Genomic DNA, 17,083 nt, shown 5'->3' with positions numbered 1-17,083 from the left:
TGGAAAAATAAGTAGTAAGGAATCGGGGTAAGACTTGAAAAATTAAAAATCATCGGCTGTTTGTAGAGCCTTTTCCAGAGAAGCCAGTAAACCCGTCAGGTGAGTATCCACCGACGTGTAGAGCGTGGTGTACATGGTCTGCGTAGTCCCGATATAGGGTAATTTAAAAAGAGGCAGGGGCTGATTGTTGAGCCGAACATTGGTTAAGGTGAGCCGGTAGCGGCCGTCCTTAAGCTCCGTCAGGAGCGTATAGCTCAGATCGGTGTCGAGCGTTACGCGGAGGATTTTAGTAAGCAGTGGAGTGATGGCCTGAGCAGACAATTCTCCGCTCTGGCCATCGCTTACCTGTAAAACATCTTTTGCTGATGAAAAACTTTTGACAAACCACTTTCGGCCCCGCTTATAGAGTTCATCTTTACTTACTCCCTCAACCGATTTGACGATCTGATATACTACGTTCCCTGACTCATCTAAAGGTAGAATGCCATTCAGTTTACCATTTTCGACGAAATTCTTTTGAGCTTGAACTAAGGGTAAGCATACTGAAAAAAGAAGGAGAGTAAACAGTATTTTCATGTAGGGTGTGGTTTAAGGTTTGCGTAGGCAAATATCCATACTATTAAATAGCATTTTGATTCTCATAGCCTTTTACCAAAAACAAGTTCAAAATATCAACACGGTCTACTGACCAATCGCTATAGTGCTTATTATAAGAGGAGAGGACAATCTTGGTCTCGTCACTAGGGTGGGGGTGGACGTACTTGAGCAAGCGATACCCATCCAGAACGACCAAATAAATTTGCCCGAAATCAATGTACTTCTTATTCGGCAGGTGGTAGACGTATAATCTTGATCCGGGAAATATCCGGTCATACATCGAATCTCCCTTCACGTTGCAGGCAATACAATCCCGGTACTGGGGTGCATAAATATATCCTTCCGGAATCTCATCAACATCATCAAAGTACAGTTCAATGCGGCCGGCAGTAATCTCAACATCGTAATAGGGGATGTAAAGATCGGCGTCTTTTTCAGGAAGTTGTGAAAAATAAACCAACGGCTTAACGTTCTTCGCTACTTCCGAACTCTGTTTATCTTTTGTGATAATTTGTGAATCAGATTTTACAAATTCCAGCATTACTGGTGAAATTCCGAATACATCAGCGATTGCTTTCTGATTATCAGCACCAAATCCACTTTTTCCAGTTTCAACTTTTGCTATAATTTCTCTTTTGACTCCAGATGCGTCGGCTAACTGCTGCTGTGTCCAGCCTCTATTTTTGCGCCCTTGCTTTATTAAGTGTGCTAAACTCATATTTATTTTTCACAATTTCTTTCAAATGTGAAAATTTGTGATTTACTTTGATTCACAATTCTGACAAACGGACAAATGCACGTTTGAATGTACACAAATATATATAAGTGATGATAGTAAGCAAGCAAATCGAGCAATCCCTTCGTAAGCGGCTGGCTAAAACGGAAGGAGGCATAAAAGCTGCTGCTGCGTTGGGTGGCATCTCGGAACGGGCAGCCCAAAAGGTCATGCGCTTTGAGAACGTCACTCAGCCTACGTATGATGCTTTTTGTGAAGGCATTACCCGCCTGGAACGGGCTGAAGCAGATCGGAAGATTGACAACGAACGTAAAGCTGCCCGGATAGCCCTTTGATCATGCAAATCCAGTTCGACAACATTACGCTCAATGTCCGTCCGCACCAGGTGCATGAATGGGCGTTAACAACGGCTGAGGTTGCTGATGGATTTGGCGTTGATGGTAGTACTATTCGTCAACATAAATCCAGAAACTCGGAGGAATTGATTGAAGGAAAGCATTTCGTCAGCGTGACAAATAGTCACGCCGTAGGAAATCAGGCAGATACGTACTGGACGAAGAAAGGGGTTGTTCGACTGGGTTTTCTGATCAAGTCGGAGCGGGCTAAACGGTTTCGGGACTGGGCGGAGGATTTAGTCATTAAGTCACTGGAACCCTCACCTTCTTACCAGATTGAGGATCCCATTCAACGGGCCCAGCGGTGGATTGCCGAACAGAGGGAGAAACAGGCGCTTGCCTTTGAGAATGCCGAGCTAAAGCCCAAGGCGGACTACGCCGAAGCGGTGCTGCTGAGTGCGACGGAGCTAACCACGACCAAAGTCGCCCAGGATCTGGGAATGACGGCCCAGAAGCTCAACAAACTGCTACGTGATAAGCGAGTCCAGTATAAACAGTCGGGTATCTGGAATCTGCACCGGGCCTACAATGGCAAAGGCTATGCCAAACTGCGCACGTTTCACCATCCGGGGCGGGACGGTACCAATCGAACGGAGCATTTATTGGTCTGGACTGAAACCGGCCGTCAGTTCATTCATTCGCTTCTCAATCCAACCCTCAGCCCAGCGCTACCTGCCGTTAATCAGCCCTCCTATGCGCTATGAAGACAGCCTTCCAGAAAAAAAAGGCCCGGCGACAACAGAAGATTCTCGCCGAATACCAGAAACTAATCGCTGTTCCGGGGGCTATGAAAACTGCCTGCGGGGCCATCATCATGAAAAAGTTTGGCATCAGTAAATCCACGCTTGACAACATTAAAAAAGGCGTACCCGCATGAGCTACATCGCCCTGGATTCAGAATTGGCCATCAGCCTGCAAGCCACGCTGGAAGCGGCCCGGCTGCAACTTGAAAAAGCGCAAAAGGCGGCTACGGGTAACCAGCCGCTGACCCTTAAACAGGCCGCTGCGTATTTGCACGTGTCGTATCCAACCCTGAAGGAGTATATCAGGAACGGAGCCATCACTCCCTCTGAATACGGCAGCCGGGTGTGGATCACGCAAAAAGAACTTGACAGCTTCATTGCCGCCCATCGGCGCAAAAGCTAACCAATACAACCCGAAGGGGTATGTGGTCGGGTAACTCCGATTAATGGTGTGGATAGAAAAAAGTAAGCCGGGAGTGTTTCGCTCCCGGTCTTCTTCTCTACCCGCCAAAAGACAAAACCCGGCCCATTGAGCCGGGTCCGTACACGATCCATAATCAATATAATTCACTCAAAATAATGCATTAATCCCCACAAAGTCAACCACTTACAATTATCCCTTTCCCCATAAAAGACAAAACCCCAGACAAGGTGTCCGGGGTCAGTGCAGAATTTCAAAGTTATATCAATCGTAAACCTAATGAAAAAGAACCATCTGTCCAACCCGGCCGCCTTGAAGCTCAAAATGGCCACTGAATACCGCCGAATGATGCGGCTGACTGGTCAGAAAACGACCTTACTGCTCATCGCGGACCACACCGTCAGTGAGCTGACCTGCCAGGTCGAAAATACGATGCCGGGCCTGAACCGAAAACTGGTGCTGTCGATGGAGCGGCCGGTTAGGCCCGTGCGATCGGCCAAACCGGTTCATAAACCCCAGTCGATTTATGACCGGGTGTCTCTTATGGCCAGGGGCGTTATCGCCAGCGTAGGTTCGTGGATCGTATATGGGCTTATTAACGTACTCAAGCGATGAGCCGGTTGTCTCGCTTTCTGATCAATTACCTGATTCCAGCCCTGATCATGGTGATTCTGATCTTCTGCGTTCAGGTGTACCTGATGCAGTTTTCCGCACGCTTTGGTGTTCCTCACCACCGGCATCATTTTTCGACTCCGATTTACGACACCTTAAAAACGCTTAGACGCTGATGCATCCGCTTTTACAACCAACCTCCCATGCGGAGGTTGATATTCTGGCCAGAAATCTGGCCCAGTCGGGTCTGTTTGGCCAAGAGCCCGCGCCGGTTCTTTACGCGAAGATCCTGTTTGGTGCTGTACTGAGCCTGACGGTTACCGAGAGTCTGCACGGGGTTATTCTTGCCGATGGCAAAGTGATCATTGAACCCCTGTTGATCGAAAGGGTCATTAACCGATCGGACGGCTACGAGGTAAAGATCGTTACCAGCAGCGAAGAGGTGTGCGACCTTAATTTTTTTGCGGGTGGAAAGATCTGTGGGCAGGCCCTCCTTAAACGGGAATAGGTAACTCACCGCTCACCGGTGGATAAGCAGCTTTTGTATCAGCTGACCATGGCCAAGGGGGCCCGTACCTTCTATCCTAAACTGTTTGGCTCTAAGTTCCTTATCACCAAAGAGATTCCCCAGGCGCCCGCTCCCTCGACTGACCCGGCTAAACCCCTCGACCATTCCCCGGCTAAAGCGAAGGTCAACGCCATCATGCAGCAGGCGGGTTTGCCATTGCCTGTTGAAGCTTCCACTCTGCCGGCAACACCTAAACTAAGCTACACCAAAAAGCAGCTAGCGGAGCACTCGCAGGCTTTACTGGACTGGCAGAATAAAATTGATCAGCTCAATGCCAATGATCCAGCTGAGTGGCATGATCACGCGCAGGCTATGCAAACGCTTACTTTTCTGGGCGAGGATGAGCTAAAGGACCTGTGGCGCAAGTACAAAAAGCACGCCGAGTCATTGGGGATAGGTTACGATTCAGAGTACCATGCATTTTATCTACTCGAGCGGCAACACCAATGAAAAACAGCGCACACAAGGCTGAATTACTGGCCGAGAAAGTCCGTAAACAGCTAATCCGGCAGGAAGCTCAGGATTGGCAAGGCCGCGAAAAAGCCCGAAAAGATAAGGAGGTGTAAATTCTAACCAACGTCAATATGTACCAACAGGAGTTTAAACTACCCGTCAAACTGACGGATGAACAGCGCACGGAGCTGGAGAAACGAAATGCCACCATTGATATTGATGTGATCGTGGCTAAAGAGCAGCTCGATGCCGCCAAAGGCATCTATAAGGAGAAAACGGAGGGCATTGCCAAGGAGAAAAAGAACAACCTCCAGACGCTTCGGCAGGGCTACCAGATGGAACTGGTCAACGCATCGGAATACTATAACGAGGATGAGGCTACGGTGGATTATTTCGGCGAAGACGGTCTCTTGATTCACACCCGGGCCATGACCATTGACGAGCGTCGCCAGTACAAGATCCGGTTTAATTCCCGGCAGATCAAAGAAGATTAATCAATTCACTTTTTTATCAATTACAAGCATGGCAGAGGAAAAAGAGTCATTACACATCAAATTTGAGGGAGCCTCGGGGAATGAGGTCATTATCCGGCATGGCCAGGCCGAACCCATTCACGTGCCCAAACCCATCAGTCTTTCGGGCAACTTTAAGGCCCCGGCTGAGTTTGTGGCCAAACGGTTTGTGTCGGTCAATGAGATGCTGGATCAATACCCGGCAGAGGAGTGCCACGTACTATTTAACGAAGGCGATCTGTCGATTACCCTGGTCGCCGGGGAACAGGAGCGGGATACCATCACGGTGGTGGGCAAGCTGACCATCAACCCCTTTTTAAGCTCGCTAAACATCAATGGTCGTGGCCATAAGCATTCGGACCTGTTAACCCTGATCCGGTTCGTGCCCCATTATTTTGCTCTACGGGAGGATCATAAGAAGCTGGTCATTGGCCTGCAAAACTTTGAGGTCAAGACCGACACTGAGCACAAGGCCCAGAACGATCGGCAGGGAACCGTAGAGAATCGCCAGTTCACCCGGGCCCAGTCATCACTCACCGGCATGAACATCCGGCTGATGGTGCCCCTGTTTGAGGGGTATGAGCCTGCGCCAGTTGATCTGACCATTGAGATCGAGCCAAACAACGGAACGGTTTTGATCTACCTGGTATCGGAGACGTTTCAGGAATTCTATGATGATGCCGTAAAGGCCCTGTTTGATGAACAGCGGCCTGTGTTTGAACCCTTCGTGATCATCGATAAATAACTTTCAATTTAATTCAATCAACTCTATGACCAAAGATCAGCTTGCCCAGAAAATAGTACGGGCCATCGATAAAGATGAGACCCTTATGGATGTCGATAAGACCACGGTCAAAGCAGTCCTTAATGCCTTTGCCGAGGTGGTGACGGCTACCGTGGCCGGCGGGGATGCCGTTACCCTTCGGGGCTTTGGCAGCTTCGTGCCGGCCCGAAAAGCGGCCAAGAAAGCCCGCAACATCGCTAAAGGTGAAACGCTGCTGATTCCGGCCCATACGGCCCCCCGCTTCAATCCATCCGATGAGTTCTACCAGCGGGTTCGTCAGTCGACGAGCCTGCCAAACTCGTCTCCGGCATGATCTGGTTTTGGGTAGGGTATGCGCTGCTTCAGGTTGTGATGGCCTATGAAGTGTTCACCGCACCGATGGTCGATGAGAACTATCAGCTCATCAAAATTAAGTAGCGTATAGACTGGACCGTTAGAGAATGATACGCCCATTAAGTGCTTTAATTATAAGCACTTAATGGGAAATTTAACGAAGAGAAGGGTACATGAAGTTCGATCTAAATATCAACCAGCGGGCCATCCTTGAGCATGGTTTCGACCTCGATCTGGTTGATGGGGCGATTATTGACTTTTGTTTGAATTTTTCGGCTTCGTGTCGGTCCTGGGTGGATGAGGGGGTTACCTATTACTGGTTTCAGCACGAGAATATCTGTAAGCAGTTGCCCATTCTGCGCATAAAACCCGACACGATGTACCGCCGGATGAAGGCGCTCTGTGAAAAAGAATTTCTAAAAGCACATCCCAAAAACAAACAACACAACCAAAGTTGGTATGCACTATGTCCAAATTCTTACCTTATCGAAAGTGCCATCGGAAAAAAATCCGATGGTACGGATTCTGATCCGATGGGTAGCCCGAAAGGAGCCCAAACCTCCGGATTTAAATCCGAACCATCGGAAAAAAATCCGGAGGCCATCGGATCAGAATCCGATGGGGCATCGGAAAATAATCCGATGTATAAGAATATAATAGAAGAAGAGAATAAGTTAAACTCTAATAAAGGGGCGGAAAGCGAAATTTTGGAAGTTGAGGTGGAGGAAGTAGTTGCTGACGCAAAAAAAAATACCCCCAACCCCTCTTTCCGCTCGCCCCCTTCCCCCGATTTGTCACCGGCTGACTTTGCGGAGCTCGAGCGGTTCACGCAAAAACTTCAACAGCACAGCCGGCTGCTCTTCAAGCTGAGTTCCCACTTGAATTTGAAAGGGGAGTTTGCCCAGACGTGGATTCAATGCTTTGTCCTGGAACAATGGACGGCTGACGAACTAAGTAAAAAAAACGACGCTGAATTGATTTTGCATTGTCAGCGGTGGATCGGAAAAAAACTTCAAGCCCAGCAAGATCGTGAACAACAATCAGGAGTTAACCACGCCGGCCGCTCAAAAAAAGGCCATCAGCAAAGCGGCACCCAAACCGGAACTGGAATTGATGAACTCGCTGAAAAATACTTCGGCACTTAAGCTCAGCGAAGCCCAGTCCCTTTCGGAGGAATCGTACATGGCCCTGATCGCCCTTCAGGAAACCATTACGCTGTCCACGGCCGCTACCGCTTCTACGGTGCAGCAGGTCATTGGGTTTCATGGCAAGCCAACGGTGCTCAAGCTGGTCTGCGCCATTTTGAAACTCTTCAATGACGGGCTCAATACCTCCCTTCGGATGGATGCCCGTCAGCTGTTCGAATACGCGCTGGTGTGGTGTGGCGAGTTTGAGAATGAGACGCTAAAAGATTTGATTTTGTGCCTCAAGCGCGTAAAAGCAGGGCGCTACGGGCCCATCTTCAATCGGATTGACGGCACGGTCGTATCGGATTTTTTTCAGAAGTATCTGGCCGAAAAAGCCCAGTGGGGGGAAGATCAGAACCGGCAGTACAAATCGGACATGATTCAGGCGGGTAATAACCTGCTGGGCAGTCTGGGTCAGGAAAAAGTAAAAGAAATCAAGCTGTTCATCCAGCGGGCCAAACTACAGCGTACGCCCGACATCAGTACGCCTGTTAGTTCGGATAAACAGTTTTCGGCTTACCTCCTTGAGCACGCCGAGGACATCGAATTTGAGATTCTGGATGATCTGGAGAAAAGGGCAAAGGCCCAGAATATACCGGATGTACTGGCCATTGTGGAAGCCGAAAAGGCCCGGCGAAATCAATTTAGTGACTAAATCCCCATAAACCAACTTTTCATCATGCCCGCAACAACCAACCGGGTTGGAACCTCCAGTTTCAAACCCTACACTCCGGCAGGGGAAAAACACCTGCCCAAATCCAGTATCGAAAACCTGATTCCCTGTATTCATTTTGGGCCCATCAAATCGGGGGTGATCTACGTCAGACCCGGCCACGTGCGCTACCAGATGGAGAAATACAAGGCGCTGAATGAAGGGTTTCGAGTGCCGGCCAGCTACGATGTGGACACGCTCGAGCCGACCGCAGTGACCCTGCCGTCTGCGGAACCCACTGCCCCCAGGCCACGGCCCGCTCGAAACGCTAAATCCAGACCCGTGATCTGTCTGAACACGGGCCGCTTTTTCGATTCGGTCTCCCAGGTAGCCAATGCCTATAAACTCAGCACCCAGATCCTCAACTACCACCTGTCGGGCAAAGGCGCTCAGTGCAAAGGCCGGCGACTTCGCTTCGCCACTCCGGAAGAAATTACCCAGGCGGAGGCCGATATGAACTGGACGTACCCCGGCGAATTGTTACCGATGGGTAAATAAGACAAGAACCAGCGATTTACCCAACAGGTAATGAGCCCATGTTTGCTTATCTGTCCGCTGGGCGTTCGTCAAAACCGTGCAGGACTACCAGAACAGGATTATGGGAGAATATAGGACTTGGAACTATTGCCCGAATAGCCCATTAGCCAATCCGGGTCTTGCTTCTCAGAGCCTATCTGCTCGGGTTCCAATGCGTCAATCAAGGTGTAGGCCAGCCCAAGCAGGGAGACCAGAAGCCAGTCGTAGGTGCGTGTCATATACAATAGACTGACTGGGCGGGGAAGCGTCACATACCTGCCATCAACTGTAGTAAACAATATAACGATGATCTTCTCCAGCATTAAAACACTTGACCAGTTCGAAGCTGAAATCAGCACCATCGACGACTGGATGGATTTGAACGAGGTGCGCATTACGGTGCTCGCCTGGAACAAACGCCAGTCCCCTCATCCGCTAATGGATAACAGCTTTCAGGCCGTTCTGGATGCGTTGGACAAACGGGCTGAATCACTGGGCTTCATGGTGTATTCCTTTGGCTATCGCAAACCCGCAACCCCTAAACAGCCATGAAAAACCTGTTTGGTGAGGAGATTCCTATGCCCGTCAAATCGGGCAAGCCCGGCAAGCCCAAAACGAATCCGCTCATTCCGGTGTATGGGGAGGGGCCTGCGGGAAAAAAGTGTAAGGACTGCCAGTTTCAGTTTTTCAGACAGTACGCCAAAAGTTATTCCAAGTGTGAAAAGCGTGAAGTTTCTTCCTCCCCCAAGACCGACCATAACAGCCGTTACCAGGCCTGTGGTCTGTTTCAACCAAAGCCGACGGGCACGATCTGGGAAAAGTTTCGCTGTAAAGCCTGTGGGCATGTCAGCAAAGCCAGCCACATCCCCCAGGTGCACCACGATGATCGGATGAGGGGCTTTGGCTGGGAAAAATCGGATGAGGTGGCAGAGAACGGGGATCCGGTCTGGATTCGGCCCATTATGAGTTGTTACTATTGCCCGCCTACCCCCAAAATCAAGCAAAAAAAGCGATGAGCAAATCACCTTCCCCCAATGACCTCAAAACAGCCGCCTACCTGCTCAAGGTCGGCATCGAGCTCTACATGGCCAGTCCCTCCCTGCGTAAGCGAACGGGCATTAGCCTGGTCGATCTGGAGAAGGCCAATAGTATTCGACGTAAACTATTAAGACAGATTCCCAAATGAATCAGCGACCTATCAAATTTATGGCCTGGCATACCCCGACCAAACGACTCTTCCGGGTCTACGGCTTTGACACCTACAGAATCTTTGAAGCCGACTCAGATGGCTTTTCTACGGTAGCAGATCCTGTAAAACGAAGTGATTGCCACCTGCTCCAGTTCACCGGCATCACCGATAAGAATGGAAAAGAGATCTACGAAGGCCACATCATTGAATCCACGTTTGAGGACTTAGGCGTTGTTAAAGGCCAGAGTTTCGAGTACAACGCTATTGGCTTTATAAACGGGGCTTTTGGTCTAGTCAGTAAATACCACGCAAATGAGCTTGAAACGTTCTATAATCTGGAAATTTTATCGACCCTACCCGATGCGGTTATAGTGGGCAACATCTTTGAGAACTATACCCTGATCGCTCCCGAGCATCAGGATGAGGAGGAGTTTGATCGTTGAGATGATGCCCGCTTTGCCCACGTGGCCGATGTGGTACCGGTGATTAAGAAAAACATCACCAACTGGCTGGAGTATCGGGATGCGTTTATCGCCTTGCAGCAGGCCGATAACTTCATTGAAGGCTCGATCAATAACACTGACTGGAAAAGTCTGCGGGAGGACTACTTTGCTGAGGGCAAATCGGTCAAGGAAGCGTTTCAGGAATTTTTCTATGAACAGTAACCTGGTAAGCTCAATACCCACGTATTGTAAAAACAGCAGCCACCCAAGGAGTAACTGCTGTAGGAAACAAGTTCCTTTAATTTACCACAAGATCTACTCTAAACGATATACCAATCAAAACCGGTTATTTAATGAGGAAAGGGGGAGATCATCTTATTTGGATCAGTAAGTGGGTCAAACCCCAGCCTATGATGCGCTGGAAAGACATATTGATTACACAGTAGAGTGTTATAATAATTCGCTTTTAAGATCATTCACAATGAAGTGTCATTTTAACCCAATTATGCTATAAATATATGAGATTAATATTAGAGCAGAAGTTTAAATCTTTTAATTCTTTTGCTATCGAACTCCCTAATTTAGTAATTTTAACTGGCCTAAACGGGGCTGGAAAAACTCAGTTACTTAATAGTATTGAACAGGAGATTTCGACGGTATATGATGATGATGGTATAGAAATTAATCCTAAGAAATTTGTTACATCACAAAGTCTTGCTCCAAATAGCAATAGAATTACAACAAAAGAAGCTGCAAGGCAAATTGTAGTAGAATACTGGCAAAGATTTAACCAAGTTAAAAAGTATTTTACCGATGATGGATTTATGGCTCCGCCTCATCTTGATAGAATGTTATCAGATGAAGACAAAAAAACAGCAAGAAAAATATCAATACTTGCCCAAAAGAATATAATAGATTTAACGATAGATGATTACTTATTTCATATACCATTAGATGCTGGCATTAAAGGGACAGATATTTTTCATCAATCTTTCTCACTACTATTCAAAAGCTATCAAGATAAGCTTGACGAAAATCGCTACCGTAAGTTTTTAAAAGAAAATAATCAAATTGATAATTATCCATATTTAGAAGAAGAAGATTTTATAGCTATTTATGGTGAAGCTCCCTGGGACTTCGCCAATAAAATAATTTCAGAAGCTCGGTTAGACTATCGTATTAGTACACCAAGCGTCTATCGTAGAGATGACGTATTTGAAATAAAATTAACAAATAACTTAACAAAAGCAGAGGTTGAATTCAGCGAACTTTCTTCAGGCGAAAAGATATTGATGTCTTTAGCTCTAGCCCAGTACAACTCTGAGTTTGACCTTACATTTCCAAAACTATTATTAATGGATGAGCCTGATGCCTCGCTTCACCCTGCTATGTCCAAACAATTTATTGATGTCATTCAAAATGTCTTTTTGGCCGCAAAAGGTGTTAAGGTTATTCTCACCACACATTCTCCCTCTACAGTTGCATTTGCACCAGAGGAAAGTATTTTTATTGTAAATAAAACTGGTGAACGAGTTCAGAAGGTCACTAAAGATAAGGCGCTAAAAATACTTACATCAGGTGTCCCTTCCTTTAGTATTAATTATGAGAATAGAAGACAAGTATTTGTAGAAAGTCCTAATGATGTTTTGTATTATGAAAATCTATACCAAAAATTATCATATCTCTTAATGCCTGAAGTGTCTTTATCTTTTATATCATCTGGTGATAGTAGGACAGATAAAAATGGTACCAAAGTTCCAAATTGTGACCAAGTAAAAAACATAACGACTATTTTAAGAAAATTTGGCAATAACTTTGTTTGGGGAATAATAGATTATGATAGCACTAATAAAAGTAATGATTTCATAAAAGTTTTAGGAGATGGTAATAGATATAGTATTGAAAGCTACCTGTTAGATCCCATTTTGGTAGGTGCTTTACTTTTACGAAGTAAACTTATAGATAGGAGTGATTTGGGTCTACAGAATGATCAAAATCATACAGATTTCAAGACATTGCCTGTAGGAAGACTTCAAGCGATATCAGACTTTATAGTAGACAAAGTGCAATCAGTAGCATCAGCTCAAGCGGGTGAAAAAAAAACCGTTCAACTAATAAACAATTTACAAATAGAAATTCCAATTTGGTATTTGCAATTTCAAGGTCATGATTTGGAAGAGTTAATTATTAAAGCATTTCCTAAACTTCATGAGATCAAGAGAGGAAAGGAGGAAGCTTTAAAACTTGAAATAATTAATAAAATAATAGATGAAATTCCGATGTTAGTATCTGTTGATATCTTAGACGCTTTTAAAAGTGTACAAGATATAGGATGATAGGCTTTTATTTAATAAACGACTCCTTCTAGATAGCCACCTTCTTAACCAGATCGCTGGAAACGACTCATAACGTTCCGGTATCCGCTCTGCGCTTAAGCTTTCGCTCTCACAAGAATAAACATCCAGTCAGCGTAAAGAATTTAGTCAATCACTAACCGATGCCTGCGAGTTTGACCCCGTTCTTCAACCGTCAATATGTAAACACCCTTGGCGCGCTTTCCCGACGCTTTCAACAATAGCTTGTTCGGCTCTACACTCACTTTCTGAAACGGCACTACCCGGCCATCCGCCCCGTAGATATTCACACTGGCCGTTTCGGGCTCATCCATACTCACCCGAAATGGCTGGTCACTAAGAACTGGATTGGGGAATACGCCATAGGCACCGTCTCGCAACACCACCGATACGACTGGGAAACTTGTTGTTCTACCACCTAGATCAATCTGAGTCAGTCGGTAATAGCTGGTACCCGTATAAGGGAACTGGTCAGTCAAGGAATAATGCTGCTCGGCATGACTGTTGGCAGCTACCTCACTTAGCTCGCTAACTTTCTCAAAGGCTTTCAGGTCTTTGCTGCGCTCAATCAAAAAGCCCTTGTTGTTGGTTTCCAAGGAAGTTGTCCACGCCAACTTAACAGAATGATCTGGCTGAGCCTTTGCGGTGAAGGAAACCAACGATACGGGCATAGGGCCCTGTATTCTAACTGAAGTTGTCCCGTAATCATTGGTGGGGATATTTGTACTGATTCCACTAGAGGTCACAGCTCCTTGCACATAAGCACCGTTGTAAAAAGGGGCAATAGCCAGCATGGATATAACCAAATTATAAGTAGCCTGACCAGGTATGGGCAGAGAAGTATCTTTTTGTTTTATGGTGAACCGGGTGACATTACCTCCAAAAGTAATTATAGGGGGGTTATAAGGAATAAAAACGGTGTCTGAGGTCACAATTAGGTTATCAGGGGTATAGGTTGCACCTGCAGACGCTGTCAGACTGAAACTAGTTACTCTAAGACATTCATACGGTAATACAATAAACGTGTAGACAAGTTGATCCGCCTTGTCAACGGAAACCGGGTTTGCACTCGCATTGCCAAACGGGAAAGTAACAACAGCGGTATGGCCGGTAACCAGATCGGGAGGGTTAATAACGGGTATACCTACAAACGGATCCTGAGCAAAAGTTGAATAGCCCGTGCAGAGACCCAACAGAATTATAAGTAAAAGTTTTCTTACCATAAAAGGGATACAATGTTTAAACGAGTGGATCAATGCATAATACGGTCAACAGACTCAAAAAGACCATTACGATATAGATCTACCCCGTTTTTATGCATTGACGTCTTTAGCTACTCCATCGGCTATCTTTTTGACTAAATCACCCGACACAACAGCTACAGTACCGCTGTCCGCTTTGACCCTGAGTCTTCCCGATTTGGTCCAGGTCAGCACCGTACCCGCATAATAACCCCGCCCATAACCGTTCACCAGTTTAATTACCCGCACCCGGTCACCCGGCGATATTACTGTTTTCATCGCTTGTTAGCCCTATATCAAAAATATTTTTCACTATACCATAGTTGCAATATATATAACAAAAGTATAATATAGCGTTTTGTCACGTAATGACCCGCTATGATTGACAGGATAGACCACCTTGAGCCAGACGCAATGGTGAAGGTAACTGCCTCCACCCGCTACCTGATGCCGTTTTTTTCTTCGCTCGTTCAGGGTGGCTTTCCCTCACCGGCTGAGAGCTATCTGGATAAAGTCTGTGATCTTAACGACCTGTGCATAACCAGCCCCGAAGCGACCTATTTTGTGCGCGTGACCGGTGACAGCATGATTGGCGATCGTATCGAGCCGGGCGATGTATTGATCGTGGACTGCTCGCGAACGCCCAGTGATGGTAAAATCGTGATTGTCTGGTATGATGGGGGCCACGCCGTCAAACGCATTCGGTACGTGGACAAAATGATCGTGCTGGAATCTTCTAACTCCAATTACACACCCATTTACGTGCATCCGGGCGAGAATTTCTCGGTCACTGGCGTGGTGACCTATAACCTTCAAAAATTCTGATCATGCTGGGCCTTGTTGACGCCAATAATTTTTACGCAAGCTGTCAGCGCAGCTTCGATCCGAGCCTGATCGGTCGGCCCGTCGTGGTACTCTCCAACAACGACGGGTGCGTGGTGGCCCGTTCCAACGAGGCTAAGGCGCTCGGCATCAAAATGGGGGCACCCTTCTTTCAACTGGCGGAGTTGATCGATCAGCATAGCGTCGCCGTGTTTAGCTCGAACTACACCTTGTATGGCGATATGAGTGCACGGCTCATGAGCACACTCACGCATTTTGTGGAGGATGTGGAGGTTTATAGCATTGATGAAGCGTTCATTCAGGCTGATGGTTACGAAGGACTGTACCCAACGTACCGGGGGCTGGGTGAATCCATTCGCGCCACGGCCCAGCAGTGGCTGAGGATTCCGGTCAGCGTCGGCTTTGGCGAAACCAAAACGCTTGCCAAGGTCGCTAACCGAACGGCTAAACAACGACCCGAATTAAACGGAGTGTGCGTACTGGATACACCCGAGTTCATCGAGGAGGTTCTTTCCGGCTTTCCCGTGGGTGATCTGTGGGGCGTGGGCCGTCGGTATGCTGGTATGCTCAAGCGAAATGGGATTGCCACCGCTGCCCAGCTGCGCGATGCCAATGACGACTGGATCAATCAGGTCATGACCGTCAACGGACTCCGGCTTGTTCACGAACTGCGTGGGTTTCCCTGCCGAATGCTGGAGGTGGGCCAGCCGCCCAAAAAAGTGATCTGCACGGCTCCTTCGTTCGGTCGACTGGTGCCTGATCTCAAAACCATTACCGAAGCGATGACCACGTATCTGATTAAAGCCAGTGAGAAGCTTCGCAAGCAGGATTCATTGTGCAGTACCCTGACGGTGTTTCTGCACACCAACCGGTTCAAAAAATCCCCTAATGGCCAGCCCGCCAAGCAGTACTATAATTCACGCTCGATTACCTTGCCCCATCCGACGGCTAGTCCGGTAGAACTCGTTCGCTACGGCGAGTCGGTACTGAAGTCTATTTTTATGTTCGGCTATGCCTATCAGAAAGTAGGGATTATTTTATCGGGCTTTGTGCCGAGTGATTACCGGCAAAAGGGAATTTTCATCGATGGGCCCGATGAGCGGCTGGTCAAACTCTCGGGCGTGATGGATCGGCTCAATCAACGCCACGGCCGGGGAACCGTTCGGCTGGCCAATCAGAGTTTCAGTCCCGACTGGGAACAAAATCGTAAGTATCTATCTCCGTGTTACACAACAAAGTGGAATGACATATTGAGCGTCCGTTAATTTTCATTTTACTACGAACTAGGAGAACGCTTTATCTGTATAATATTTATTTTAATGGTATACAGACCTAAGTTTATCTGTTAAAATTCTTTCTGAATTAAGGCTATTAACGTCCACACCATCAAGTATGAACATTATTTTTCAATTTGGCGAGTTTGCTGCAGCTGAAGAAAGTAAATTTTGGGACTATTTTTTTCAATTTCTTACCGTAATAACAGCCGTTGGAGTTCCACTATACATCTATTGGCGAGGGCAAGTAGACCAAATCAAAAATGAAAGACAACGCAAGTCAGAATTAGAAGAAAGTCGGCTTAAGTATTTGCAATTTTTAGTTAACGATGCTGTACTGTCATTGGGCACTACGTTTGAGATTATGCCTGGAATATATACCGAGCATGCCAAAGATCCACTGGAAATACCATCAATCACAGAAAAGCCCCCTGTTAGTATACAACGAATTGCCAATAAGATCACCCAAGAAGACTATTATCATGCCTCTATCAATCGAATACCAGGGGATGATATATCTAACATTTTTATATTATTCGATTTCCTGGATAACTCATTAATTGAATTTCAAAAACACCACAATAAGGTAGCTTCTGATACGGAAAGATTGCGAGTGGAGCAGGCCGGTGCAATGAATGAGTTTGTGAATCAGTGTAAAGAAGTTAGACGTAATTTAGCTAAGTACGATTTGAAGGGTAGGCATGAAGATATAAGTACAAAATTTAATTCTTTACTAAACAGATTTTGGGCCCTAATGGACCGTAAGGATAGGCATGATCATCAACGAATACCCAATCTACTCCTTTATCCAATTCGGGAGTTATTCGAAGAGTTTGATCATGTTAATGAAATTGCCAGCTTAAGACTGGAGGCACAAAACCTAATCAATAGACAGATTCTTATTGTCCACCAGAATAAGACGCATATTAGTGCTTTACATTCTATGATTTCTGAAATGCATAATGCCTATAATTCAGAAAGCCCCAAACTAGTACCTTTAAAAGAATACATAGAGACGCTTAAATCTGTAGATACCAGACGGCTTGATGTTTTGCCTACTTGGAGAGAATTATGGCTAATGATTATTAATAAAGTCAAATAATCCTTAGCCCTATGAGCTCAATTAAAATTTAAACAGTATACCGGGTAAAGTTAAGTGGCTGGAAGAGT

Annotated in this window: 30 protein-coding genes; 23 read left to right on the top strand and 7 right to left on the bottom strand. The window is 46.5% G+C overall.

Features of this window, described 5'->3' with window-relative positions; translation table 11 throughout:
- Positions 1 to 42: 42 nt before the first annotated feature.
- Positions 43 to 576 carry a DUF4468 domain-containing protein gene (locus tag CWM47_RS03605; protein WP_100986407.1) on the bottom strand — a complete coding sequence of 178 codons (534 nt, stop codon included), beginning with the start codon at positions 574 to 576 and terminating at the stop codon, positions 43 to 45.
- A gap of 43 nt (positions 577 to 619) precedes the next feature.
- Positions 620 to 1,315: an XRE family transcriptional regulator gene (locus CWM47_RS03600; protein WP_100986406.1), complete on the bottom strand. Its 696-nt coding sequence runs from the start codon at positions 1,313 to 1,315 to the stop codon at positions 620 to 622.
- A 110-nt stretch (positions 1,316 to 1,425) separates the two neighbouring features.
- Between CWM47_RS03600 and CWM47_RS03595 the strand changes: the two genes are divergently transcribed.
- From CWM47_RS03595 to CWM47_RS03585, 4 genes are read left to right on the top strand one after another with little or no spacing between them, the layout of a single operon-like run.
- Positions 1,426 to 1,668: a hypothetical protein gene (locus CWM47_RS03595; RefSeq protein ID WP_100986405.1), complete on the top strand. Its 243-nt coding sequence runs from the start codon at positions 1,426 to 1,428 to the stop codon at positions 1,666 to 1,668.
- 2 nt (positions 1,669 to 1,670) lie between these two features.
- Entirely contained in the window at positions 1,671 to 2,432 is a 762-nt protein-coding gene (locus CWM47_RS03590) for a phage antirepressor KilAC domain-containing protein (RefSeq protein WP_100986404.1), read from the top strand.
- Complete coding sequence (locus CWM47_RS38005; RefSeq protein ID WP_157815898.1) at positions 2,429 to 2,605, top strand: hypothetical protein; 177 nt, start codon at positions 2,429 to 2,431, stop codon at positions 2,603 to 2,605. The genes CWM47_RS03590 and CWM47_RS38005 overlap by 4 nt, the downstream gene beginning before the upstream one ends.
- Positions 2,602 to 2,874 (top strand): helix-turn-helix domain-containing protein, encoded by a 273-nt coding sequence (locus tag CWM47_RS03585; protein ID WP_100986403.1) that lies wholly within the window; start codon positions 2,602 to 2,604, stop codon positions 2,872 to 2,874. The genes CWM47_RS38005 and CWM47_RS03585 overlap by 4 nt, the downstream gene beginning before the upstream one ends.
- Here the strand turns inward: CWM47_RS03585 and CWM47_RS38000 are convergent.
- Positions 2,871 to 3,026, bottom strand: coding sequence for a hypothetical protein (locus CWM47_RS38000; RefSeq protein WP_157815897.1), 156 nt, complete (start codon positions 3,024 to 3,026; stop codon positions 2,871 to 2,873). The two genes, CWM47_RS03585 and CWM47_RS38000, sit on opposite strands and share 4 nt — an antisense overlap.
- Before the next feature lie 145 nt (positions 3,027 to 3,171).
- On the opposite strand from CWM47_RS38000, the gene CWM47_RS03580 reads away from it, so the two are divergent.
- The 7 genes from CWM47_RS03580 (at position 3,172) to CWM47_RS03555 (ending at position 6,134) form a co-directional block, all read left to right on the top strand.
- A complete protein-coding gene (locus CWM47_RS03580) occupies positions 3,172 to 3,507 on the top strand; it encodes a hypothetical protein (protein ID WP_100986402.1) in 336 nt (111 codons plus the stop codon).
- Positions 3,504 to 3,680, top strand: a complete 177-nt coding sequence (locus CWM47_RS37995) for a hypothetical protein (RefSeq protein ID WP_157815896.1) — start codon at positions 3,504 to 3,506, stop codon at positions 3,678 to 3,680. The genes CWM47_RS03580 and CWM47_RS37995 overlap by 4 nt, the downstream gene beginning before the upstream one ends.
- Positions 3,680 to 4,012, top strand: a complete 333-nt coding sequence (locus CWM47_RS03575; RefSeq protein ID WP_100986401.1) for a hypothetical protein — start codon at positions 3,680 to 3,682, stop codon at positions 4,010 to 4,012. Before CWM47_RS37995 ends, CWM47_RS03575 begins: the two co-directional genes overlap by 1 nt.
- Before the next feature lie 48 nt (positions 4,013 to 4,060).
- Entirely contained in the window at positions 4,061 to 4,522 is a 462-nt protein-coding gene (locus CWM47_RS03570) for a hypothetical protein (protein ID WP_157815895.1), read from the top strand.
- A gap of 134 nt (positions 4,523 to 4,656) precedes the next feature.
- Entirely contained in the window at positions 4,657 to 5,019 is a 363-nt protein-coding gene (locus CWM47_RS03565) for a hypothetical protein (RefSeq protein ID WP_100986399.1), read from the top strand.
- A gap of 28 nt (positions 5,020 to 5,047) precedes the next feature.
- On the top strand, positions 5,048 to 5,782 hold the full coding sequence (locus CWM47_RS03560; RefSeq protein WP_100986398.1) for a hypothetical protein: 735 nt from the start codon (positions 5,048 to 5,050) through the stop codon (positions 5,780 to 5,782).
- Positions 5,783 to 5,807: 25 nt separating this feature from the next.
- Positions 5,808 to 6,134, top strand: coding sequence for an HU family DNA-binding protein (locus CWM47_RS03555; protein WP_100986397.1), 327 nt, complete (start codon positions 5,808 to 5,810; stop codon positions 6,132 to 6,134).
- A gap of 205 nt (positions 6,135 to 6,339) precedes the next feature.
- On the opposite strand, the gene CWM47_RS38730 is transcribed toward CWM47_RS03555, so the two are convergent.
- Positions 6,340 to 6,483 (bottom strand): hypothetical protein, encoded by a 144-nt coding sequence (locus CWM47_RS38730; RefSeq protein ID WP_170069401.1) that lies wholly within the window; start codon positions 6,481 to 6,483, stop codon positions 6,340 to 6,342.
- Between the two features lie 48 nt (positions 6,484 to 6,531).
- Between CWM47_RS38730 and CWM47_RS03550 the strand changes: the two genes are divergently transcribed.
- Genes CWM47_RS03550 through CWM47_RS03540 form a run of 3 tightly spaced genes read left to right on the top strand, consistent with a single transcriptional unit; the run spans position 6,532 to position 8,551 of the window.
- Entirely contained in the window at positions 6,532 to 7,299 is a 768-nt protein-coding gene (locus CWM47_RS03550; RefSeq protein ID WP_170069400.1) for a hypothetical protein, read from the top strand.
- Positions 7,268 to 7,996 (top strand): hypothetical protein, encoded by a 729-nt coding sequence (locus CWM47_RS03545; protein ID WP_100986395.1) that lies wholly within the window; start codon positions 7,268 to 7,270, stop codon positions 7,994 to 7,996. The genes CWM47_RS03550 and CWM47_RS03545 overlap by 32 nt, the downstream gene beginning before the upstream one ends.
- 24 nt (positions 7,997 to 8,020) lie before the next feature.
- A complete protein-coding gene (locus CWM47_RS03540) occupies positions 8,021 to 8,551 on the top strand; it encodes a hypothetical protein (protein WP_100986394.1) in 531 nt (176 codons plus the stop codon).
- Between the two features lie 98 nt (positions 8,552 to 8,649).
- On the opposite strand, the gene CWM47_RS37990 is transcribed toward CWM47_RS03540, so the two are convergent.
- The gene (locus tag CWM47_RS37990) at positions 8,650 to 8,808 is read right to left on the bottom strand and encodes a hypothetical protein (RefSeq protein ID WP_157815893.1); all 159 of its coding nucleotides are present in this window, start codon (positions 8,806 to 8,808) and stop codon (positions 8,650 to 8,652) included.
- A gap of 67 nt (positions 8,809 to 8,875) precedes the next feature.
- Here CWM47_RS37990 and CWM47_RS03535 point away from each other — a divergent pair, with 67 nt between their 5' ends.
- The 6 genes from CWM47_RS03535 to CWM47_RS03515 all read left to right on the top strand — a co-directional run bounded on the left by CWM47_RS03535 (position 8,876) and on the right by CWM47_RS03515 (position 12,537).
- Complete coding sequence (locus CWM47_RS03535; protein ID WP_100986393.1) at positions 8,876 to 9,121, top strand: hypothetical protein; 246 nt, start codon at positions 8,876 to 8,878, stop codon at positions 9,119 to 9,121.
- Positions 9,118 to 9,585 (top strand): hypothetical protein, encoded by a 468-nt coding sequence (locus CWM47_RS03530; RefSeq protein WP_100986392.1) that lies wholly within the window; start codon positions 9,118 to 9,120, stop codon positions 9,583 to 9,585. The genes CWM47_RS03535 and CWM47_RS03530 overlap by 4 nt, the downstream gene beginning before the upstream one ends.
- Positions 9,582 to 9,755: a hypothetical protein gene (locus tag CWM47_RS37985; protein ID WP_157815892.1), complete on the top strand. Its 174-nt coding sequence runs from the start codon at positions 9,582 to 9,584 to the stop codon at positions 9,753 to 9,755. Before CWM47_RS03530 ends, CWM47_RS37985 begins: the two co-directional genes overlap by 4 nt.
- On the top strand, positions 9,752 to 10,201 hold the full coding sequence (locus CWM47_RS03525) for a YopX family protein (RefSeq protein ID WP_100986391.1): 450 nt from the start codon (positions 9,752 to 9,754) through the stop codon (positions 10,199 to 10,201). Before CWM47_RS37985 ends, CWM47_RS03525 begins: the two co-directional genes overlap by 4 nt.
- A gap of 21 nt (positions 10,202 to 10,222) precedes the next feature.
- Positions 10,223 to 10,423 (top strand): hypothetical protein, encoded by a 201-nt coding sequence (locus CWM47_RS03520; protein ID WP_100986390.1) that lies wholly within the window; start codon positions 10,223 to 10,225, stop codon positions 10,421 to 10,423.
- 296 nt (positions 10,424 to 10,719) lie between these two features.
- Positions 10,720 to 12,537: an ATP-dependent nuclease gene (locus CWM47_RS03515; protein WP_100986389.1), complete on the top strand. Its 1,818-nt coding sequence runs from the start codon at positions 10,720 to 10,722 to the stop codon at positions 12,535 to 12,537.
- A gap of 143 nt (positions 12,538 to 12,680) precedes the next feature.
- Here the strand turns inward: CWM47_RS03515 and CWM47_RS03510 are convergent, their stop codons facing one another.
- Both CWM47_RS03510 and CWM47_RS03505 read right to left on the bottom strand, forming a co-directional pair.
- Positions 12,681 to 13,778: a T9SS type A sorting domain-containing protein gene (locus CWM47_RS03510; RefSeq protein ID WP_100986388.1), complete on the bottom strand. Its 1,098-nt coding sequence runs from the start codon at positions 13,776 to 13,778 to the stop codon at positions 12,681 to 12,683.
- A 90-nt stretch (positions 13,779 to 13,868) separates the two neighbouring features.
- On the bottom strand, positions 13,869 to 14,075 hold the full coding sequence (locus tag CWM47_RS03505) for a hypothetical protein (protein WP_100986387.1): 207 nt from the start codon (positions 14,073 to 14,075) through the stop codon (positions 13,869 to 13,871).
- A 99-nt stretch (positions 14,076 to 14,174) separates the two neighbouring features.
- Here CWM47_RS03505 and CWM47_RS03500 point away from each other — a divergent pair, with 99 nt between their 5' ends.
- From CWM47_RS03500 to CWM47_RS03490, 3 genes are all read left to right on the top strand, one after another.
- Positions 14,175 to 14,621: a LexA family protein gene (locus CWM47_RS03500; protein ID WP_100986386.1), complete on the top strand. Its 447-nt coding sequence runs from the start codon at positions 14,175 to 14,177 to the stop codon at positions 14,619 to 14,621.
- Between the two features lie 2 nt (positions 14,622 to 14,623).
- Positions 14,624 to 15,904, top strand: coding sequence for a Y-family DNA polymerase (locus CWM47_RS03495; RefSeq protein ID WP_100986385.1), 1,281 nt, complete (start codon positions 14,624 to 14,626; stop codon positions 15,902 to 15,904).
- Positions 15,905 to 16,031: 127 nt separating this feature from the next.
- Entirely contained in the window at positions 16,032 to 17,015 is a 984-nt protein-coding gene (locus CWM47_RS03490) for a hypothetical protein (RefSeq protein ID WP_100986384.1), read from the top strand.
- The last annotated feature ends 68 nt before the right edge of the window (positions 17,016 to 17,083 follow it).

This window comes from Spirosoma pollinicola, assembly GCF_002831565.1.
In the GTDB taxonomy this organism is placed as follows: domain Bacteria; phylum Bacteroidota; class Bacteroidia; order Cytophagales; family Spirosomataceae; genus Spirosoma; species Spirosoma pollinicola.
This window is presented reverse-complemented; position numbering and strand designations above follow the sequence as displayed.